The sequence below is a fragment of the Burkholderia sp. S171 genome (assembly GCF_009766085.1).
GTDB lineage: Bacteria > Pseudomonadota > Gammaproteobacteria > Burkholderiales > Burkholderiaceae > Caballeronia.
Genome location: NZ_LMUF01000042.1, coordinates 33,810 through 51,667, shown reverse-complemented (window position 1 = coordinate 51,667; position 17,858 = coordinate 33,810). Strand labels below are relative to the sequence as shown.

Below are 17,858 nucleotides of genomic sequence, written 5' to 3'. Positions count from 1 at the left end.
TGCGATAAACCAATTTAGATGGAGTGCTGATGATCAAAAAATGACAAAAAATGTCAATGAAAGTCCCGGCTCACGCTCGTCAATCCACCCAGCAGATACGACATATCCACCAACCGCTGCGCGACGAGATGTCGAACCTCGCCCTCGCATTGCCACGTACCGTACACGGCCAGCAATGTCGAACCAAGCGCCTCGCGGCGCTGCTTCTCAAGCAGACTGGGCCATACGATGACGTTGACGTTACCGGTCTCATCTTCAATCGTAACGAACATCACCCCCTTCGCCGTTCCAGGCCGTTGACGCACGGTCACAAGTCCGCACCCGCGCGCTAACCGGCCGTCCCTGTAATTGCGCAACGTAGCCGCCGACATCAACCGATGTTCAAGCAACGCCGGACGCAGCAGTTCAAGCGGATGACGTCCGAGCGACAGACCCGTAGCCTTGTAGTCGCTGACAATATCGTCGGCCTCAGAAGGCGCGCCGAGCAGCGGCGTGACATCTTCCACGCGTGCATCGTTGAGCAGGTCCTTGTCGGGCACTGCGGCCACGGACTGCCATAACGCTTCCCGCCGATTCCCCGCGAGCGAAGTCAACGCGTTGGCTGCAGCCAGCGCCTGCAGATCATGCCGATCAAGTTGCGCCCGTTGCGCGAGGTCACCCACGCTCTCGAACTGACGCACACTTCGCGCCGTCTCAATACGCTCAGCCGCACCGTCCCGCATCCCGCGAAGCAGCGATAACCCCAGCCGCACGGCAGGCCTGCTGTCATCGCCCCGACATTCATCCGGATACTCAAGCACCGAATCCCAGCCGCTCACCGTCACGTCAGCAGGAAACACCACCACGCCATGGCGCTTCGCATCCTGCACGAGTTGCGAAGGGGAGTAGAAACCCATCGGTTGCGAGTTCAGCATGGCGGCGAGAAACGCCGCGGGTTCATGTCGCTTCAACCAACTGCTGACATACACAAGCAGCGCAAAACTCGCCGCATGGCTTTCAGGAAAACCATATTCACCGAAGCCCTTGATCTGCTCGAAGATGGCATCCGCAAAGGCTTTTTTATAACCGTTCTTAGTCATGCCACTCACAATGCGATCGTAGTATTTCTCCAAACCGCCTTTGCGTTTCCAGGCGGCCATCGCGCGGCGCAATTCGTCGGCTTCACCGGCAGTGAACCCGGCGGCGATCATCGCAATCTGCATGACCTGTTCCTGAAAAATCGGCACGCCCAGGGTTCTATCAAGCGCGACCTTCAGATCGTCGTTGGGAAAACTCACAGGCTCCAAACCCTGACGCCGCCGCAAATACGGATGTACCGCACCACCTTGAATAGGACCCGGCCGCACGATCGCGACCTCGATCACAAGATCGTAGAATTTCTGCGGCCGTAGTCGCGGCAACATTGACATCTGCGCCCGCGACTCGATCTGAAACACGCCGATCGTGTCCGCCTCCGAGATCATGTCGTAGGTCGCTTTATCGTCACGAGGAATGTCCTGCATCTCGAAGCGCTCACCGCGTTTCTCCGAAACCATATCGAGTGTGCGTCGAATGGCCGACAGCATGCCGAGCGCGAGCACATCGACTTTTAAAAGCCCCAGCGCTTCCAGATCATCCTTGTCCCACTGGATCACGCTGCGATCCACCATAGCCGCATTTTCGACAGGAACCAGTCGCGTGAGTTTCTCCCGGCTGATCACAAAACCACCCGAATGCTGCGACAGATGCCTCGGAAAATTCAGCAATTGCGCAGCCAGCGAAGCCCACGATTTAATCAACACATTCTCCGGATCAAGCCCGGATTCAGTGAAGCGTTGCAGCAGGTCCTGACTGGTATCGAACCACTGATGCGACTTCGCGACGCGATCCACAATCTGCGGATCGACGCCCAGCGCCTTGCCCGTTTCACGCAACGCGCCACGCGGCCGATAAGTGGACACAGCCGCCGCAATCGCCGTACGATCACGCCCGTATTTACGATAGATGTACTGGATCACTTCCTCGCGCCGCTGATGCTCGAAGTCGACATCGATATCCGGCGGTTCACCCCGTTCTTTGCTGATAAACCGCTCGAACAGCATGTTGCTGCTCGCCGGGTCTACTTCAGTAACACCGAGGCAATAACACACGGCGGAGTTCGCGGCGGAACCACGCCCCTGGCAAAGAATGTTTTCGCTGCGGGCAAAACGAACGAGGTCATAGACCGTCAGAAAATACGCCTCGTATTTCATATGCTCGATCAACTCGAGTTCATGTTCTATCTGCGCCTGCACCTTGTGCTCAATGCCGAGCGGAAAACGCCGATGCGCGCCGACATAGGTTTCCTGGCGCAAATAAGCCGCGTGGGTATAACCGGCCGGCACGATTTCGTTCGGATATTCGTAGTGCAATTCATCGAGTGAAAACCTGCAGCGCGTGAGTACGTTGAGTGTTTCGCCAAGCGTGTATTCCGGATAGAGATTCGCGAGCCGCAACCTGGAACGCAAATGTTGTTCGGCGTTCGGCGTGAGGTCATAACCACATTCCGACACCGGCTTGCCAATGCGAATGGCCGTCATGGTGTCCTGCAGCGGCTTGCGCGAGCGCACGTGCATCACCACGTTGCCCGTCGCCACCACGGGCACCTTATGGAACGCAGCCACGTGCTCGACGATCCCCCGGTGGATGTCATCGAGCGCGCGCTGGTGCAACGTCAACCCAACCCACGCGCGTTGAGGAAACGTGGTGTCGAGCCATTCGATCTGGGCATCGAGCGCGGCCTGCTTCGCGGGGAAATCGGGCACCAGGATCGCGAGGCAATCCGGCATGCCGCGCAAGTGCGCGAACTCTTTATCGGGCCGTGCCAGATCTTTCGGCGTGAGCAGGTACGCGCCTTTTTTCGATCGCATGCGCGCAATGGTGATGAGTTCCGACAAATTGCCGTAACCATTGCGGTTCGTCGCCAGCAGAATGAGTCCGAAGGCCGGCGAAAGATCCGCGTTGACGAGCTTGAAATACGAGCCAATCACCAACGGAAAATTCAGTTTCTTCGCCTCCACATGCGCGCGTACGACACCCGCGAGCGAGCATTCATCGGTAATCGCCAGACCGGCATAACCGAGTTGCGCCGCGCGCGCGACCAACTCCTCTCCACGCGATGCTCCGTGAAGAAACGTGAAGTTGGAAAACGCGAAAAGCTCCGCATACGCGGGCAGCATGGAGAAGGGGGTATCCACGGCGCATCATCCAAACAGACCGTGGAGAAACCAGCGCGGGTCTTCGGCTTCGGCACTGCCGGGCCGCTCGCGATAAATCCAGTAGCAACTTTGATCGCTGGCTTGCGCGACGAAATAATCGCGGCTTGTCAAACCGCCGTCGAACCATCCCGCTTCAATGCGCTCAGCCGGCGACACCAGTTTCAGCGACGACCCATAAAACGGCCGATGGCTTTTCATCATCAGTTGCAACGGCGTTTCAAGCAGCCACGCCGGGCGCGGCAGATCGGACGGCACGGCTTCAAGCTTTTGAGGATGGGTGGTGTTGGTGACGGAGATCCATCGGTTCGCCTGTTCAGGCCGGTAATCCGATGAAGGCGCCGCACGCAGCACGTTCTCGGCGCCCAGCCGCGCAACCAGCAATTCCAGCAAGCGGTTGTGGTCTTCCGGTGACCCGCCGGGTTCGGGAAAAAGCGTCTCGGTCGGCGGTTCGGCAGGCTGTATTTTTGCGGCGCTCAGGCGCAGGGCGATCACCGGCGCCACGAGTTCCGTGCGGCCAAGCCGCTCCTTGAACAGGCGCACCAGATGTTCTTCGTGCCAGGTGGGTTCGGCGAGGGCGATCTGGATAACGGTGGGGTCGATGGCATCGCGGCCGCGCTCGTGTTCCAGCGTAAGCGTGGCGTGCGTGAGCGCCAGTTGCTGCGCGCTCAGCCAGCCGCACAGTTGCACGATCAACCGGCGCGCGGAAAACAGCATGGCTTCCGCATGCTCGATACGATCGGGCAACTCGATGCGCGCGCTGAAAGCCGGCGGCACGGCCAGCCATTCATAGAGCTCGGGCGCGAGTCCATAAGCGCGATCGAGCGAATCCAGCAGCGCGACGCCGCAGCGTTTTTTCAGACCCGCACGCGGCAGGCGGCGGATGTCGTTCAGCGTCTTGCAGCCCAGCCCCGTGAACCAGTCCGTGAACGCCCGCACTTCCGGCGCGGCCTGGAACGGCAGCGTCCCGAGCTTGCGTTCGAGCGACGCCATTTTCAGCACGCGCCGCTTGCCGAGGTGAGTGCTCCGGGTGCTTTTGGCCAGCAGCCACGCGCCCTGGCCGGTCGGCGCCGTGCTCAGGCGCACAGTCACGCCGATGGCATCGACAATGTCCCGCATCTGATGACACAGCCGCACGATGCCGCCGAAGAGCCGCAAGCTCGCCGTGACGTCGATAACAATGGTTTCCTCATCGCAAAGCGCGACCATGGGTGAGAATTTCATCAGCGAAAAAGCGACCTCGCGCATCAAATCGGTTTCTCGGCTCAGCTCGCGCTCGAACATGAGGGTGTCGGGCGAGAGCGTAAGGACGCCGCCGCGTTTCATGCCCACGCACACGCCGGCCTCGCGCGCGCCCCGGTCTCCTATGAAGACCGTGTCGCGGTCGAGGACGACGCAGCCATGTTCAGGCTTACGCGACCAGCGTGGACGGAACACTTCCAGCGACAACCGGGGTAGATGTATGCCGACGTACACGGGCATGGGGACTCAGCAGAACGGGAGAGGGTTGCAGGGTGACGGACAGTCTTTCGGCGCGGATCGGGCCTTTGCGCTTGATGATGTCGACAGCAATACCGTCGCCGGCCGGCCGCACGCAGAGCCTCAACGTGGCCGGTGACGAGTCCGCCGCGCTCGCGAGCGGGCGCACCATCAGGAATAGCGTTTCAGAGGATTGCGCGGCCATGTGGAGGCGCCGCAGCGATTCCGTGCGCGCGTATTGCTGCCAGAAGACGAGGGCGCCGCAACTGCCCGTCTTGAGAATTTGCTCGGCTGACCACAATGCGTCGGCCAGTTTCGATGCACGCACCTGGAGCAGCTTGTCGAGCGGCACACCCAGATACGCGAAAGCGAGAGAATTTGGACTATGAGGCGGTTGCACAAAGGCGATAGGACGTTTGCTCACGGCGGCGAGCGCCGGGCGCAACAGCCTGACTTCGCCCACGCCCGGCTGCTGCACCAGCAGCTCGATCAGCGTTCCCAGAGGCCAGCCGCCGCCCGGCAGTTCGGCCGACAGCACGGCATAACCCGTGTCAACGGTTTGCCCATGCGAGCGCGCGAGCTGCGACCCGCGCCACAAGGCGGGGTGGATGTCTTCGACGTTCTTGAGCAGGGCTGACATGGTAAATTTAACTGTATGGATGTACAGTACTTTACCTTGAATTTGATCGAGCCTGAACGGCCCCTTTTAAAAGGCAGAGAGAAAAACGGGAAGGAAATTATGACCTGTGAATGCGGCAAAGACTGCGGTAAAAATGGTAGGGAGAATGCGCGGTGACCATCATGGTTGGCACAGCTTCGTGGACAGACCCCACGCTAATCAAGTGCAAGCGTTTTTACCCGCCCGGTTGTTCGAGCGCGGAGGCACGGTTGCGTTATTACGCGTCCGTGTTCCCTTTGGTGGAGGTCGATTCCAGCTATTACGCCATGCCTAACGCCGCGAATTCGGTGTTGTGGGCTGAGCGCACACCGCCCGAATTTGTGTTCAACATCAAGGCGTTCCGCTTGTTCACGGGGCATCAGACCGCACGCGACATGTTTCCGGCGGACATACAGCCGCACTTGCCGCAGAACGGCAAGACGAGCCTGTATTACAAGGATTTGCCGGGCGAGTTGCAGCAGGAACTATGGTGCCGCTACTTTGAAGCCGTTGAGCCGCTTCGTCTCGCCGGCAAGCTTGGCGCCGTACATTTCCAGTTCGCGCCGTGGGTGGTCTGCAATCCCCATGGCATCCGGCATGTCGAGCACTGCGCGGACGTCATGGGCGCAATGGACGGCTACACCATGGCGGTCGAGTTTCGCAATCAGACGTGGTTCGACGAAAAGCGCCGCGATTCCACGCTGGCCATGGAACGTGAGCGCGGGCTGGTGAATGTGGTGGTGGATGAGCCGCAAGGGTCGAGTAACAGCATCCCCGCCATTTGGGAAACAACGCACTCACGGCTGGCATTGATTCGCATGCATGGACGCAATCAGGACACGTGGAATATCAAAGGCGCGGTGGCATCGTCGTCTAGATTCAACTACGAGTACAACGACGATGAACTCGATTCAATCGCTAGCCAGGTTATCGAGATTTCAAAAGCGGTTGATTTGACGCATGTGGTTTTTAATACCAATTACGAGGATCAGGGGCAGAGGAATGCGCTGAAGTTAATGGGCATTCTCGGGGCGAACGCGATGCCGTCGTGATCCGTTTCGATGTCTGCTGGCGAAGGCAGCCATCCGCCGCGAGGCAACGTTCACAGCGTGCTCGCAGGGCCGTTCGAACGGGGGTTGTAACTAGAGAGCGGTCGCTCATTTAGTCATTATCGAATATCCCGTTTGGACGAAAGGCTGGGATCGAACTCGCTGTGAAATTACAACTGCGCGAAGTCTGGCTATTCTAGAAGAAGGATAACAACCCCGGGGCACAAAGGCGTCGAGGGGGACGTCCTGCCCTGACGTTCGTCTCGTCGCCGTCAAGACCGGTCACGCACGAAGCAATCGCAACTATCCAATCCCGCGAATCACGCAAAAGCAGGAACCGAAATTGCACCACGCTGACCATTCCGTTGAATGACGTAATCTGGCGGCTGTGGCGCGGATTGTGCTGTGCCAGAACCCACACCGAGCGCAAATGCCGTCACTGGTTGTAGCCTGGCAAAAAACAGAGGAAGGTTTGTACTCGGCGACGACACCCGTTAGCCGCCGCATCTTTCAGGAGTTCGATATGCCCACGGTATCCAAGGGTGACAAAGTGCAATGGCAAACATCGCAAGGCCCTACCGAGGGTACAGTCACGCGTAAGGTGACCAGTCCAGCAAAGGCGGGCGGCCACGTTGCGAAGGCGTCTCCTCGTGATCCCCAATACGAAGTCAAAAGCTCAAAGAGCGGTAAATCGGCCATTCACAAAGCCAGTGCGCTGAAAAAAGTCCGATGAGAAAGACGGCATGCCTTGTCGCTCCCGGTCACGGCGAAAACGTCGGGGCTCGCGCTCATGGGCATACAGACAACCAGGAGATATTTTGAATCAGATGCTCAAGATGTTTGATTTGTCGGGTAAGCGGGCGCTTGTCACCGGGTCGAGTAGCGGCATCGGTTTTGCCCTCGCGCGCGGACTCGCGGGCGCCGGCGCGAAGGTTATCTTGAACGGGCGCAATGAGGCGCGCCTTGCAGAAGCGGTGGCGCATTTGCGCGGTGAAGGCATGACCGTCGATGCAATCAGTTTCGACGTGACGGCCCCGTCGGCGGTATCGGAGGCGATCGAGAAGATCGAACGTGAGGACGGACCCATCGACATTCTCATCAATAACGCCGGGATGCAGCGTCGCGCGCCCCTCGACCAGTTTTCGCACGAGCAGTGGCAAGAGCTGATGAAGACGAACGTGGACAGCGTGTTCCTGGTCGGGCAGGCGGTCGCGCGCTTCATGATCACGCGCGGCGCCGGCAAGATCGTCAACATCTGCTCGGTTCAAAGCGAACTGGGACGCCCCGACATCGCTGCGTACACGGCAACAAAAGGCGCGGTGAAAATGTTGACGAAGGGCATGGCAATCGATTGGGGCAAGCACGGCATCCAGGTGAACGGTCTCGGACCCGGCTACTTCAAGACCGAACTGACCGAAGCGCTCGTGAACAACGAAACCTTTAGCGCATGGCTTATCGGGCGCACGCCGTCGCGGCGTTGGGGCGATGTCGAGGACTTGGTGGGCGCGGCAATATTCCTCACGAGCGCGGCCTCGAACTTCGTCAATGGGCACATTCTTTATGTCGATGGCGGCGTGACAGCAACGCTTTAATTGAAGCGGTCTTGCCGAAGCAAACAAAAAGCGCGTTGTGGTCACAGTACCCACAACGCGCTTTTTGGCTTTCTTATCAAACAGTGGATTGCGTCAGTTGTTGCACCGCGCCTCAAGGGCATCGATAAATGCCCGGACCGTCCTTGTAGGGGCCACGGCGCATGACACCGCACGGCTGACTAAAAGCCCATGCCCGAAACGAGCGGCATTCCCGATGGGTTCTTGAACAAGAGCGGCCTTCCTCTGCTCATCACTCCCGCTCTAACACAGCGCGCGTCCCACGGCTTGGCACGGTGGCCCTCAAGCTACTGCGCCCAATCAGCCTGCCTCCGGTCGAAGATAACAATTTGGTAATGCTGATGTCAGTCTCGCGAAAAGCTTGAAAGCCGATACTGATTGCAAGTCACCGGGATTGCAACTGCATAGAAAGCAGCCAGTCGTGGCTTACGAAGGTCTGTCACTAGCAACTTGAAGAAATTATCTGATCGATCGTGGAATAACAGCAATACCGATGTGTTTGCCACTGCATGACCGCAGAAATTTAGATTTTTTGAAGTAAGGATACCGAAACGAAGATGAGCCGCTCAGTAGCAGTTTTAAGGCTTGTCATCGCACTCCGGCAGCTACAGCTTCATTCGTTTCAGGGCAAGCTTGCCCGTTAATCAATCACACTCATTGAAGGAATATCTATCATGAAAAAAGCACTTATTTGTCTCGCTCTCGCCGCTGGTACCTTGGCCGCTCCGGTTCTTAGCTTCGCACAATCGAATGCTCCTGTGACGCGTGCTGAAGTCCACGCAGACCTGGTGCGTGTTGAACAGGCAGGCTACAACCCGGCGCGCGGTGGAGACGTTGACTACCCGGCGGACATCCAGGCTGCTGAAGCGAAGGTCGCGGCTGAGAACGGCCAACAACAGGCAACGCAAGCCTACGGCGGCGTGGCCGAGAACGGCACTTCTTCGTCAGGCGCCCCGATGCACACGGCCATGCACTCGACCTGCGTTGGTCCGGTCAGCTTCTGCAACATCTACGCGGGTAGCTGAGTGATGCGGTTCAGGGCCTGTGCAGTCGCTGTCATTTCCATCGACATGCACAGGACCTGATTTCGCCCCGCCCCCGTCGCGCAACCCGCTCTCTCCAATAATTTTTCCCTATCTAACTTATAAACGGAGTCTCTCGTGAAAATTTTGCCTTTGGTCGCCTCGGCTTTGTCATTGTCCGCTTGCCTCTTCGCATCGACCGCCGCAATGGCGCAGGATGCCCAGCCGAAGAGTGCCCCGGTGAAGAACATTGTCCTGGTGCATGGCGCGTGGGTGGACGGTTCCGGCTGGAAGCCCGTCTACAACATCCTGACCAAAGACGGCTATCACGTCACCATGGTGCAGGAGCCGTTGAGTTCTCTCGAAGACGACGTAGCCACAACCAAGCGCGTGCTCGACCTGCAGAACGGCCCCACTATCCTGGTGGCCCACAGCTATGGCGGTTCCATCATCACCGAAGCCGGCGTGCATCCGAACGTCGTAGGGCTGGTGTATGTGGCGGCACACGCGCCGGCTGTCGGCGAGGATGAAAGCGACCTTGGCAAGGGCATGCCCAGCTATACGTCGAAGCAACCAGGCGCGATCAGGAAGACCGATGACGGTTACACGTACCTGAACCCGGCAGATTTCCCGAAAGACTTCGCTGCTGATTTACCGCTCAAGCAAGCTCAATTCGAAGCGCAATCGCAGATCCTGACGGCTGCCAAGGTTTTCTCCGCGCCCATGACGGTTGCCGCTTGGACCACCAAGCCTAGCTGGGGCATCGTGGCCGGTGCGGACAAGATTATCAACCCGGACCTCGAACGCTGGTACTACGCCCGTGCGCATAGTCACACGACCGTGATCCCGGGCGCGAGCCACTCCGTTTATGAATCGCGTCCCAAGGAAGTCGCTGCCGTGATCGAAGATGCTGCCAGGCACGCCCAGCAATAATGCGCCAATAAGCAGATCGACGAGAACAGTCTTACCTCTCAATTTTGTAATCAAATAATGGGGGTCCCGTCATGTTGGCTGTTGCAACATGGAGTGCGGTTCCACTTGATTCGGGTTCTCCGTCCGCCCCATTATTTGACAGCGACCAATGAATCGCGCTCTGATGCGCATTCACGGAAACATCCCGGCGGTTTTAATCGTGGATCGGAATCAAATGGGGTGGCGTACTATTCTTTCAGGCAAATAAAACGTAGCAGCGAGGCGTCGACATGAGGGTTCTGGTCATTGAGGATGAGCAAAAGGCGCTCGCCTACATCAAGAAGGGTTTGGAAGAAGCCGGCTTTCTTGTCGATGTGGCGGCTGACGGTGCGGAAGGCCTGATCCTGGCAAGAGAGGATACGTATGACGTCATCGTGCTGGACGTGATGTTGCCGACCATGGACGGCTGGAGTGTCCTGAAGAACCTCCGAACCTTGAAAGCGACCCCGGTCCTGTTTCTTACCGCCCGCGATGACGTAAGCGATCGCGTCCATGGACTTGAACTGGGCGCCGATGATTACCTGGTCAAGCCGTTTGCTTTCGTCGAGCTGCTTGCGCGGGTTCGTACATTGGCACGCAGAGGACCGCCGCGGGAGCATGATTTGCTTTCGCTTGCGGATCTGGAAATCGATGTGACGCGCCGCAAGGTCCGCCGTGCAGGCAAGCGGATAGAGTTGACCCCTCGCGAGTTCGCGCTGCTGCAACTGCTCGCGCGCAAGCAGGGCGAGGTCATGAGCCGCACACAGATTGCATCCTATGTCTGGGACATGAATTTCGATAGCGATACCAATGTGGTCGAGGTCGCGATACGCCGGCTGCGAGCAAAAATAGACGATGACTTCGAAGTCAAACTCATCAAGACGGTACGTGGCGTGGGCTACGTCATAGACACCAAAGAGGACGACTGATGCGATCGCGGTCGTTGACGTCGACATTGGCACTGGCCTTCGCGGGAACCACGCTGGCGGTGTTCGCCCTGGTCGGAAGTTACGTTTATACGGCGCTGGCGCACGAGGTCAGTACACAGGACGATCAGGACATCGTGCTGGCGGCGCGGCATATGCGCCGGCTGACGCAGGAGTTCGCCAACGTGAGCGACCTGACGCAGCATCAGGAGCGGTTGGAAAGTCAGGTGCTAGGCAACGAGGCCTTGTCGGCGGAAGTGGTCGATTCATCCGGTCGTGTTCTCCTGCAGCATAACTTGTCCAACGCCGGGCTCAGCATTGCCTGGCCTGCGACCAAACTCCATGCCTCTGAGCAAATTACGGCGGCATCGATCACGGCCTTGGCCGCTAGCGACGGCACGCCGTTCCGGCGAGTTGCCACCGAGGCGCAACTGGCGGATGGTTCGAGCGTGAAGCTCGTCGTGATGCGCAATGTGGCTGACCGATGGCTGCTGCTAAGGAAGTATCGCGATCGGCTTTTTCTGGCAAGCGGCGCAGGCGCGTTGCTGGCGTTTTTGATGAGCTATTTGCTTGTTCGCCAGTCACTCAGGCCCTTGCGTGACATCGCGCGTAGCGCCGCAGACTTTACGACTGAAAATCTCAGCGCCCGCATCGCGGTGCGCAAAGTGCCGCGAGAACTTGAGGCGCTGGTTACCTCGCTCAATGGCATGTTTTCCGGCTTCGAGCATGGGTTCAACCTGCTCTCCCGATTTACGGCAGACCTGGCCCATGACATGCGCACGCCCTTGGCCAACTTACGCGGCTCAACCGAGGTTGCGCTGGCCCGGCCACGCTCCAGCGAGGAATATCAGACGCTGTTGGCATCGAATCTTGAAGAGTGCGATCGCCTTTCGAGGATGATCGAAAACGTCCTCTTTCTCGCCCGCGCCGAGCATCCTCATTTTTCGCGGCACTTGCTCGAGTTTGATGCCGACGAAGAGCTTCTAAAGATAGCCGACTATTTCGAGGGAATAGCAGAAGACGCCGGCATTCGAATTCGCGTGACGGGGCATGCGCGGTTGAAGGCGGATATCGAACTTTTTCGGCGCGCAGTGAGCAATCTGCTTGCGAACGCGGTGCGCTTTACGCCGCAAGATGCCGAGATCATGCTGTCTGTTGCTGAACGCGACGGCGCGGTGCGCGTTGAAGTGGCGAACGAAGGCGTTCCACTGGACGCGAACCTGCTCGAACGCGTCTTCGACCGGTTTTATCGCGCGGATCCATCGAGGACGAGTGGTGCGTCCGCGAGCGGATCGACCGGGCTGGGACTGGCGATAGTGCGGACGATCATGGAGCTGCATGGCGGCAAGGCGCATGCGGAAAGCGAACCGCAGGGAACCCGATTCGTGCTGACTTTTCCGCGGGTCAAATGAAACGTACATCCTTTGCTATCCGCGTTCTATTCGCCCTTTGCCTCCTCGGGGCGACCTTTAACCATCTACGCGCCGATATCGAACACGGTTTGCTTTGGGACTACGGGCTTGGGAACAGAGCCGTGTTCGCAAGCCGCATCTATTGGAGCGCTTTAACGGTTTTAGATCCGCTTGCTGCCGTGCTCCTGTTCGCGAAGCCGCGAGCAGGGATTGGCTTGACGGCGCTCATCATTTTCAGCGACGTCATTCACAACACGTATTATGTCGCCATAAGCGATCAGTGGACGGAGTCCTTCTATCTCTCGCAGGTCGGATTTCTCGTCCTTGTATTCGCGCTTTCGCCTATCGCCTGGCGTGGCCTGCAGTCAAAGACAACGATTCGAGAGGCCAACGTGCGCGGTTGACGTTCGAACAACGAACCCCATCAAAACACCATCCCGCCCGCGACATCGATAGTGCATCCGGTGACCCAGCCGGCATCGTCCGAGACGGCGTAGGCGACGGCCGCCGCGATGTCCCTGGGCTGGCCGACACGCCCCAGCGGCGTCTTGGCGATGAAGAAATCGGCCATCCCTTTCGCAGACTCAGCATTCCCTTCGGTGGTGACGAAACCCGGCGCAATGCCGACCACGCGAATCTTGCGAGGCCCAAGCTCCATCCCCAGTGTGCGCGTCAACGTGTCCACCGCGCCCTTGGTGGCGCAGTAGACGTGAACCATCGGATAGGGACTATGCGCGAGGCCCGAACTGATGTTGACGATCACGCCGCCCGCCGGCAACACGCGGGATGCCGCCTGCGTGGTAAGAAGCAGGCCGCGTACGTTGAGGTGGAAGTGCTCGTCGAAACTTTCCGCCGTCAGCGTTTCCAAGGAGTCCACTTTGTAGACCCCAGCGTTGTTGATGAGGATATCGAGCTTGCCGAACGCATCGAGGGCAGCATTAATGAGCGGCTGGATCTCAGCCGGCCTGGAAATATCGGCTTTGACCGCGATGGCCTTGCCCCCCGCCGCAACGATTCTTTTGACGACGACATCCGCGTCGTCCGCACTGCGCGAGTAGTTCACGACCACGTGAGCGCCGTCGGCGGCGAGGCGCTCGGCGATGCCTGCTCCAATGCCTTTGGATGAACCGGTGACGATGGCGACTTTGCCGGAAAGCTTGCTCATGACAGGGTGCTCCTATGGGGTGGAGCACCCATGATAGGCTGCGGATTGGTATGGATTAACGGGGGTAATCAATATGCAGCATGAAGCGCTGCTTCATAATATGGCGATGCTGCCCGACCTGCTGCCGGGTATCGCCGCCTTTGCTCGCGTGGCGCACCATGCGAGCTTTACGCGCGCCGCGGCCGAACTGGGTGTGTCGCCGTCAGCCTTGTCGCAAACCATGCGCACGCTGGAAGGGCGCCTCGGCGTGCGCTTGCTCGATCGTTCGACGCGCCGGGTCGGACTGACCGAAATCGGACAGCGGTTCTTGCAAGATGCGCAACCGGCGCTTGCCGCGCTCGCGAGCGCCGTCGACGGGGTCAACGAATTACGTGACAAGCCTGCCGGCCTGCTGCGCCTCAACCTCTCGCGCACGGCGGCGGACATTCTGGTGATGCCTCATCTGGTTGATTTCCTGGAGACCTATCCCGACATCACCGTGGAAATGCATTGCGACAACGCGCTCGTCGATCTCGTTGGCGGGGGCTTCGACGCCGGGATTCGCCTTGGCGAAAACCTGGCGCAGGACGTGGTGGCCGTGCCTTTCGGCGGCCAGCATCGCATTGCGACCCTCGCGGCGCCACGCTATCTGGCTGGACGCCCGTTGCCGCGCAAGCCCGAGGATTTGCGCGAGCATAGGTGCATCAACGTTCGTCTCGCGGGCAGTATTTATCGCTGGGAATTTACGCACAAGGGACGTGACTTCGACATTGAGGTGCCGGGTCCGCTTGTGACCAACGACGGCGATATCATCCTCGCGGCCGTCAGGGCCGGCGGCGGCATTGGCTGCGCGTTCGAAGTCCAGGTTCAGGACGACATTCAATCCGGGCGCCTGATTCCGCTGCTGAAGCCGTGGTGGCCCACGTTCCCCGGCTTTTATCTCTACTACCCCAGCCGTGTCCACGTTCCCCGCAAGCTGCGTGCGTTCGTGGATTTCATGCAGGATCGATTGAATCGATAATAGGCCACGGCGCGTAGCGTGCCTTCATCGCCGGTTTGCGATGAGGCTCGCTACGCTCGCTCTATTTCCACCGTCGCATTCCAGTCAGACCCGCGTGCAAGCTCAACAAAGGCGCTCAGGTAATCGATCGTCGTATCCGTTTCGCGCACGCCCAGAAAGATCTGCTTCGCAATGCCTTGCTTGCCTAACCGGACCGCATTCACCGCCACCTTGTCCGCATATTCTTCAACGAGCCAGCGAGGCAATGCGGCAACGCCCCGGCCGCTTGCGACCATCTGCAACATGATGTCGGTGGTTTCTATGACCTTGTGCCGCTTCGGCATGACGTTCGCCGGCATCAGGAACTGGTTATAGATATCCAGCCGATCGATCTCGACCGGGTACGTAATCAGGACCTCTTCGGCGAGTTCATCGGGCAGGATGAAAGACGCTTTTGCGAGCCTATGCTGCCGGCCCACCACGAGTACCTGCTCGTAGTCGAACACCGGCTCAAAACGCAATCCGGGTTTTCGCAACGGATCCGGCGTCACCAATATGTCGATGTCATAGCCGAACAACGCGCCAATGCCGCCAAACTGGAATTTCTGTTTGACGTCGACATCCACGTCGGGCCAGCGTGCGAGATAGGGCGATACCACCTTGAGCAGCCACTGGTAGCAAGGGTGGCATTCCATGCCAATACGCAGCGTGCCACGCTGTCCCAACGCGAATTGCCTCATGCGTTCTTCCGCATGTTCCATCTGCGGCAGCACGCGGTTGGCGAGCGCCAGCAGATACTGCCCCGCCTGGGTCAGTCGCAGTGTGCGCCCGTCGCGGCTCCACACGGCGGTCCCAAGCTGCTGCTCCATCTTCTTGACGGTATGGCTCAGCGCAGACTGCGTCAGGCACAGCACGTTCGCGGCCGCGGTCAGCGAGCCGTGACGGTCGACTTCCCGAATAATGGTTAGATGAGTTCGTTCGAGCATGTGGCATCCATGAAAGGAACTAATCGATCAATGAGAAAAGACCATTATATTTCATAGACCACGCACCCTATGATCAAGCCGTTCATTTCAGGAGCGGCACATCAATGGTCACGACGCACAATTTGGGTTTCCCCCGCATCGGCGCAAAACGCGAACTGAAGTTCGCGCAGGAAGGGTATTGGAAAGGGCAGTCGTCACGCGACGAACTGACCGGCTTGGGCGCCCAACTGCGCCAGCGGCATTGGGAAAACCAGGCCGGCCTCGACCATGTGCCCGTCGGCGATTTCTCGTTCTACGACCAGGTGCTCGACACAAGCTTCACGCTGGGCAACATCCCTGAACGGGTTCGCGGTTTTGACGGCGACCCGCTGGACAATTACTTCCGCGTTGCGCGTGGCCGCTCCGCACATGACTCGGCCTGCAGTTGCGGCGTGCAAGCCGGCGAGATGACCAAGTGGTTCGATACGAACTATCACTACATCGTGCCGGAATTCAGGGCTTCGACTGAATTTGCACTCGATGCATCGGGCTTGCTCGATCAGCTCGCGCAGGCTCGCAAGCTCGGCGTGAAGTCCAAGCCGGTCATCATTGGCCCGGTGACGTATCTCTGGCTTGGCAAGGCCAAAGACGATTCGGACAAGCTCGCGTTGTTACCGCGTTTGTTGCCGGTGTATTCCGCGTTGCTTGAACAACTGGCGGCGCAAGGTGTCGAGTGGGTGCAGATCGACGAGCCGGCCCTGGTCACGGAGCTGGACGCAACATGGCAGCAAGCGTTCGTCACCGCCTACGATGCATTGAAGGGTTCGAAGGCCAAGTTGCTGCTGACCACTTACTTTGGACAGTTGCAGGACAACCTTGAAATCGCGTGCAAGCTGCCGGTTCAGGGTCTGCATATCGACGCAATCAACGCGCGCGCCGAAGTCGAAAAAGTGATTGCGCAGTTGCCGGCGGACAAGGTGCTGTCGCTGGGTGTCATCAATGGCCGGAACATCTGGAAAAGCGATCTGAGCGCGGTGCTCGAGTGGCTGGAACCCATTCATAAGACATTGCAGAACCGCTTGTGGATCGCGCCGTCGTGCTCGTTGTTGCACGTACCGGTCGATCTGGCCAGCGAGCAAAAGCTCGATAAGGAAATCCAGTCGTGGCTCGCTTTCGCGTTGCAGAAGCTCGACGAACTGAAGGTGCTGGCTCACGCACTCAATGACGGACGCCAGTCGGTGCAAGCGGCGCTTGCTGAGAATAGTGCTGCGATTCAGGACCGCCGTTCGTCACCGCGTGTGCACAACCCTGCGGTCAAGGCAGCGGTTGCAAAGATCGATGCGGCACTTGGCCGTCGCTCAAGCGCTTACCCGCAACGTGCCGCGAAGCAGTCGGCCTTGTTGAACCTGCCGGCGTACCCGACGACGACTATCGGCTCGTTCCCGCAGACCGCGGAGATTCGTCAGGCGCGCAGCCAGTTCAAGTCCGGTGAACTGGACGACGCCGGCTACAAGGCCGTCATGCACAGCGAGATCACGCGGAGCGTGCGTGAACAGGAAGCGCTGGGGCTGGATGTACTCGTGCACGGCGAAGCCGAACGCAACGACATGGTCGAGTACTTCGGTGAGCAGCTCGACGGTTACGCGTTCAGCCAGTTTGGTTGGGTGCAGTCCTACGGTTCGCGCTGCGTGAAGCCGCCTATCCTTTTCGGCGACATCAGCCGTCCGAAGGCGATGACCGTGGAGTGGATCAAGTACGCTCAATCGCAAACCGCCAAACCGATGAAGGGCATGCTGACCGGTCCGGTTACCATCCTGAACTGGTCGTTCGTCCGTGACGACCAGCCGCGTTCGGTGTCGTGCCATCAGTTGGCGCTGGCTATCCGCGGAGAAGTGCTGGATCTGGAAAAAGCCGGCGTGCGCGTGATTCAGATCGACGAGGCAGCATTGCGTGAAGGCTTGCCGTTGCGCAAGTCGCAGTGGAACGAATACCTGCAGTGGGCCGTTGAATCGTTCCGTATCACGGCGAACGGCGTGCAGGACGAAACGCAGATCCACACGCATATGTGCTATTCGGAGTTCAACGACATCATCGCGTCGATCGCCGATATGGACGCCGACGTGATCACGATCGAGACATCGCGTTCGGACATGGAGTTGCTCGATGCCTTCGATAACTTCAACTACCCGAACGAGATCGGACCGGGCGTGTACGACATTCACTCGCCGAATATCCCTAGCCAAGAGCATATTGTGCAATTGATGCGCAAAGCGGCCGAGCGTATTCCGGCAGAGCGCTTGTGGGTCAATCCGGATTGCGGCCTGAAGACGCGTCAGTGGGACGAAGTGATTCCCGCGCTCAAGAACATGGTCGCCGCGGCAAAGACGCTGCGCGCGGGCGTGTGATTTA

At 58.9% G+C, this 17,858-nt stretch carries 15 protein-coding genes; 10 read left to right on the top strand and 5 right to left on the bottom strand.

The features are described from left to right. Nucleotides 1-53 precede the first annotated feature (53 nt). The 3 genes from GSQ93_RS22600 to imuA are packed head-to-tail and all read right to left on the bottom strand — an operon-like array spanning nt 54 to nt 5,352. Nucleotides 54-3,215 (bottom strand): error-prone DNA polymerase, encoded by a 3,162-nt coding sequence (locus GSQ93_RS22600; protein ID WP_158937869.1) that lies wholly within the window; start codon nt 3,213-3,215, stop codon nt 54-56. Between the two features lie 6 nt (nt 3,216-3,221). Then, nucleotides 3,222-4,715 (bottom strand): DNA polymerase Y family protein, encoded by a 1,494-nt coding sequence (locus GSQ93_RS22595; protein WP_158937868.1) that lies wholly within the window; start codon nt 4,713-4,715, stop codon nt 3,222-3,224. Then, complete coding sequence (gene imuA / locus GSQ93_RS22590; RefSeq protein WP_158937867.1) at nt 4,645-5,352, bottom strand: translesion DNA synthesis-associated protein ImuA; 708 nt, start codon at nt 5,350-5,352, stop codon at nt 4,645-4,647. The genes GSQ93_RS22595 and imuA overlap by 71 nt, the downstream gene beginning before the upstream one ends. 152 nt (nt 5,353-5,504) lie before the next feature. Between imuA and GSQ93_RS22585 the strand changes: the two genes are divergently transcribed. From GSQ93_RS22585 to GSQ93_RS22550, 8 genes are all read left to right on the top strand, one after another. Next, complete coding sequence (locus GSQ93_RS22585) at nt 5,505-6,422, top strand: DUF72 domain-containing protein (RefSeq protein ID WP_158937866.1); 918 nt, start codon at nt 5,505-5,507, stop codon at nt 6,420-6,422. 427 nt (nt 6,423-6,849) lie between these two features. Further along, nucleotides 6,850-7,152, top strand: coding sequence for a DUF2945 domain-containing protein (locus tag GSQ93_RS22580; protein ID WP_367889772.1), 303 nt, complete (start codon nt 6,850-6,852; stop codon nt 7,150-7,152). Between the two features lie 94 nt (nt 7,153-7,246). Further along, entirely contained in the window at nt 7,247-8,011 is a 765-nt protein-coding gene (locus GSQ93_RS22575; protein ID WP_254074002.1) for an SDR family NAD(P)-dependent oxidoreductase, read from the top strand. Between the two features lie 692 nt (nt 8,012-8,703). Further along, nucleotides 8,704-9,054, top strand: a complete 351-nt coding sequence (locus GSQ93_RS22570; protein ID WP_158937865.1) for a DUF4148 domain-containing protein — start codon at nt 8,704-8,706, stop codon at nt 9,052-9,054. Nucleotides 9,055-9,189: 135 nt separating this feature from the next. Beyond that, a complete protein-coding gene (locus GSQ93_RS22565; protein ID WP_158937864.1) occupies nt 9,190-9,984 on the top strand; it encodes an alpha/beta hydrolase in 795 nt (264 codons plus the stop codon). A gap of 269 nt (nt 9,985-10,253) precedes the next feature. Further along, complete coding sequence (locus tag GSQ93_RS22560) at nt 10,254-10,931, top strand: heavy metal response regulator transcription factor (protein ID WP_158937863.1); 678 nt, start codon at nt 10,254-10,256, stop codon at nt 10,929-10,931. Then, nucleotides 10,931-12,340 (top strand): heavy metal sensor histidine kinase, encoded by a 1,410-nt coding sequence (locus GSQ93_RS22555; protein ID WP_158937862.1) that lies wholly within the window; start codon nt 10,931-10,933, stop codon nt 12,338-12,340. Before GSQ93_RS22560 ends, GSQ93_RS22555 begins: the two co-directional genes overlap by 1 nt. Further along, entirely contained in the window at nt 12,337-12,744 is a 408-nt protein-coding gene (locus GSQ93_RS22550; protein WP_158937861.1) for a hypothetical protein, read from the top strand. Before GSQ93_RS22555 ends, GSQ93_RS22550 begins: the two co-directional genes overlap by 4 nt. A 20-nt stretch (nt 12,745-12,764) precedes the next feature. Here the strand turns inward: GSQ93_RS22550 and GSQ93_RS22545 are convergent, their stop codons facing one another. Continuing rightward, nucleotides 12,765-13,505: an SDR family NAD(P)-dependent oxidoreductase gene (locus tag GSQ93_RS22545; protein WP_158937860.1), complete on the bottom strand. Its 741-nt coding sequence runs from the start codon at nt 13,503-13,505 to the stop codon at nt 12,765-12,767. 73 nt (nt 13,506-13,578) lie between these two features. Between GSQ93_RS22545 and GSQ93_RS22540 the strand changes: the two genes are divergently transcribed. Then, the gene (locus GSQ93_RS22540) at nt 13,579-14,505 is read left to right on the top strand and encodes a LysR family transcriptional regulator (RefSeq protein WP_254073994.1); all 927 of its coding nucleotides are present in this window, start codon (nt 13,579-13,581) and stop codon (nt 14,503-14,505) included. A 50-nt stretch (nt 14,506-14,555) separates the two neighbouring features. On the opposite strand, the gene GSQ93_RS22535 is transcribed toward GSQ93_RS22540, so the two are convergent. Further along, entirely contained in the window at nt 14,556-15,470 is a 915-nt protein-coding gene (locus GSQ93_RS22535) for a LysR family transcriptional regulator (RefSeq protein ID WP_158937859.1), read from the bottom strand. Nucleotides 15,471-15,574: 104 nt separating this feature from the next. On the opposite strand from GSQ93_RS22535, the gene metE reads away from it, so the two are divergent. Further along, the gene (metE, locus tag GSQ93_RS22530; RefSeq protein ID WP_158937858.1) at nt 15,575-17,854 is read left to right on the top strand and encodes a 5-methyltetrahydropteroyltriglutamate--homocysteine S-methyltransferase; all 2,280 of its coding nucleotides are present in this window, start codon (nt 15,575-15,577) and stop codon (nt 17,852-17,854) included. Nucleotides 17,855-17,858 lie beyond the last annotated feature (4 nt).

Excerpts from the sequence above, each read along its gene's own strand:
- GSQ93_RS22595 (WP_158937868.1), bottom strand. The coding sequence starts at position 4,715 with ATGCCCGTGTACGTCGGCATACATCTACCCCGGTTGTCGCTGGAAGTG.
- imuA (WP_158937867.1), bottom strand. The coding sequence starts at position 5,352 with ATGTCAGCCCTGCTCAAGAACGTCGAAGACATCCACCCCGCCTTGTGG.
- GSQ93_RS22580 (WP_367889772.1), top strand. The coding sequence starts at position 6,850 with ATGCCGTCACTGGTTGTAGCCTGGCAAAAAACAGAGGAAGGTTTGTAC.
- GSQ93_RS22575 (WP_254074002.1), top strand. The coding sequence starts at position 7,247 with ATGCTCAAGATGTTTGATTTGTCGGGTAAGCGGGCGCTTGTCACCGGG.
- GSQ93_RS22570 (WP_158937865.1), top strand. The coding sequence starts at position 8,704 with ATGAAAAAAGCACTTATTTGTCTCGCTCTCGCCGCTGGTACCTTGGCC.
- GSQ93_RS22560 (WP_158937863.1), top strand. The coding sequence starts at position 10,254 with ATGAGGGTTCTGGTCATTGAGGATGAGCAAAAGGCGCTCGCCTACATC.
- GSQ93_RS22555 (WP_158937862.1), top strand. The coding sequence starts at position 10,931 with ATGCGATCGCGGTCGTTGACGTCGACATTGGCACTGGCCTTCGCGGGA.
- GSQ93_RS22550 (WP_158937861.1), top strand. The coding sequence starts at position 12,337 with ATGAAACGTACATCCTTTGCTATCCGCGTTCTATTCGCCCTTTGCCTC.
- GSQ93_RS22545 (WP_158937860.1), bottom strand. The coding sequence starts at position 13,505 with ATGAGCAAGCTTTCCGGCAAAGTCGCCATCGTCACCGGTTCATCCAAA.
- GSQ93_RS22540 (WP_254073994.1), top strand. The coding sequence starts at position 13,579 with ATGCAGCATGAAGCGCTGCTTCATAATATGGCGATGCTGCCCGACCTG.
- GSQ93_RS22535 (WP_158937859.1), bottom strand. The coding sequence starts at position 15,470 with ATGCTCGAACGAACTCATCTAACCATTATTCGGGAAGTCGACCGTCAC.
- metE (WP_158937858.1), top strand. The coding sequence starts at position 15,575 with ATGGTCACGACGCACAATTTGGGTTTCCCCCGCATCGGCGCAAAACGC.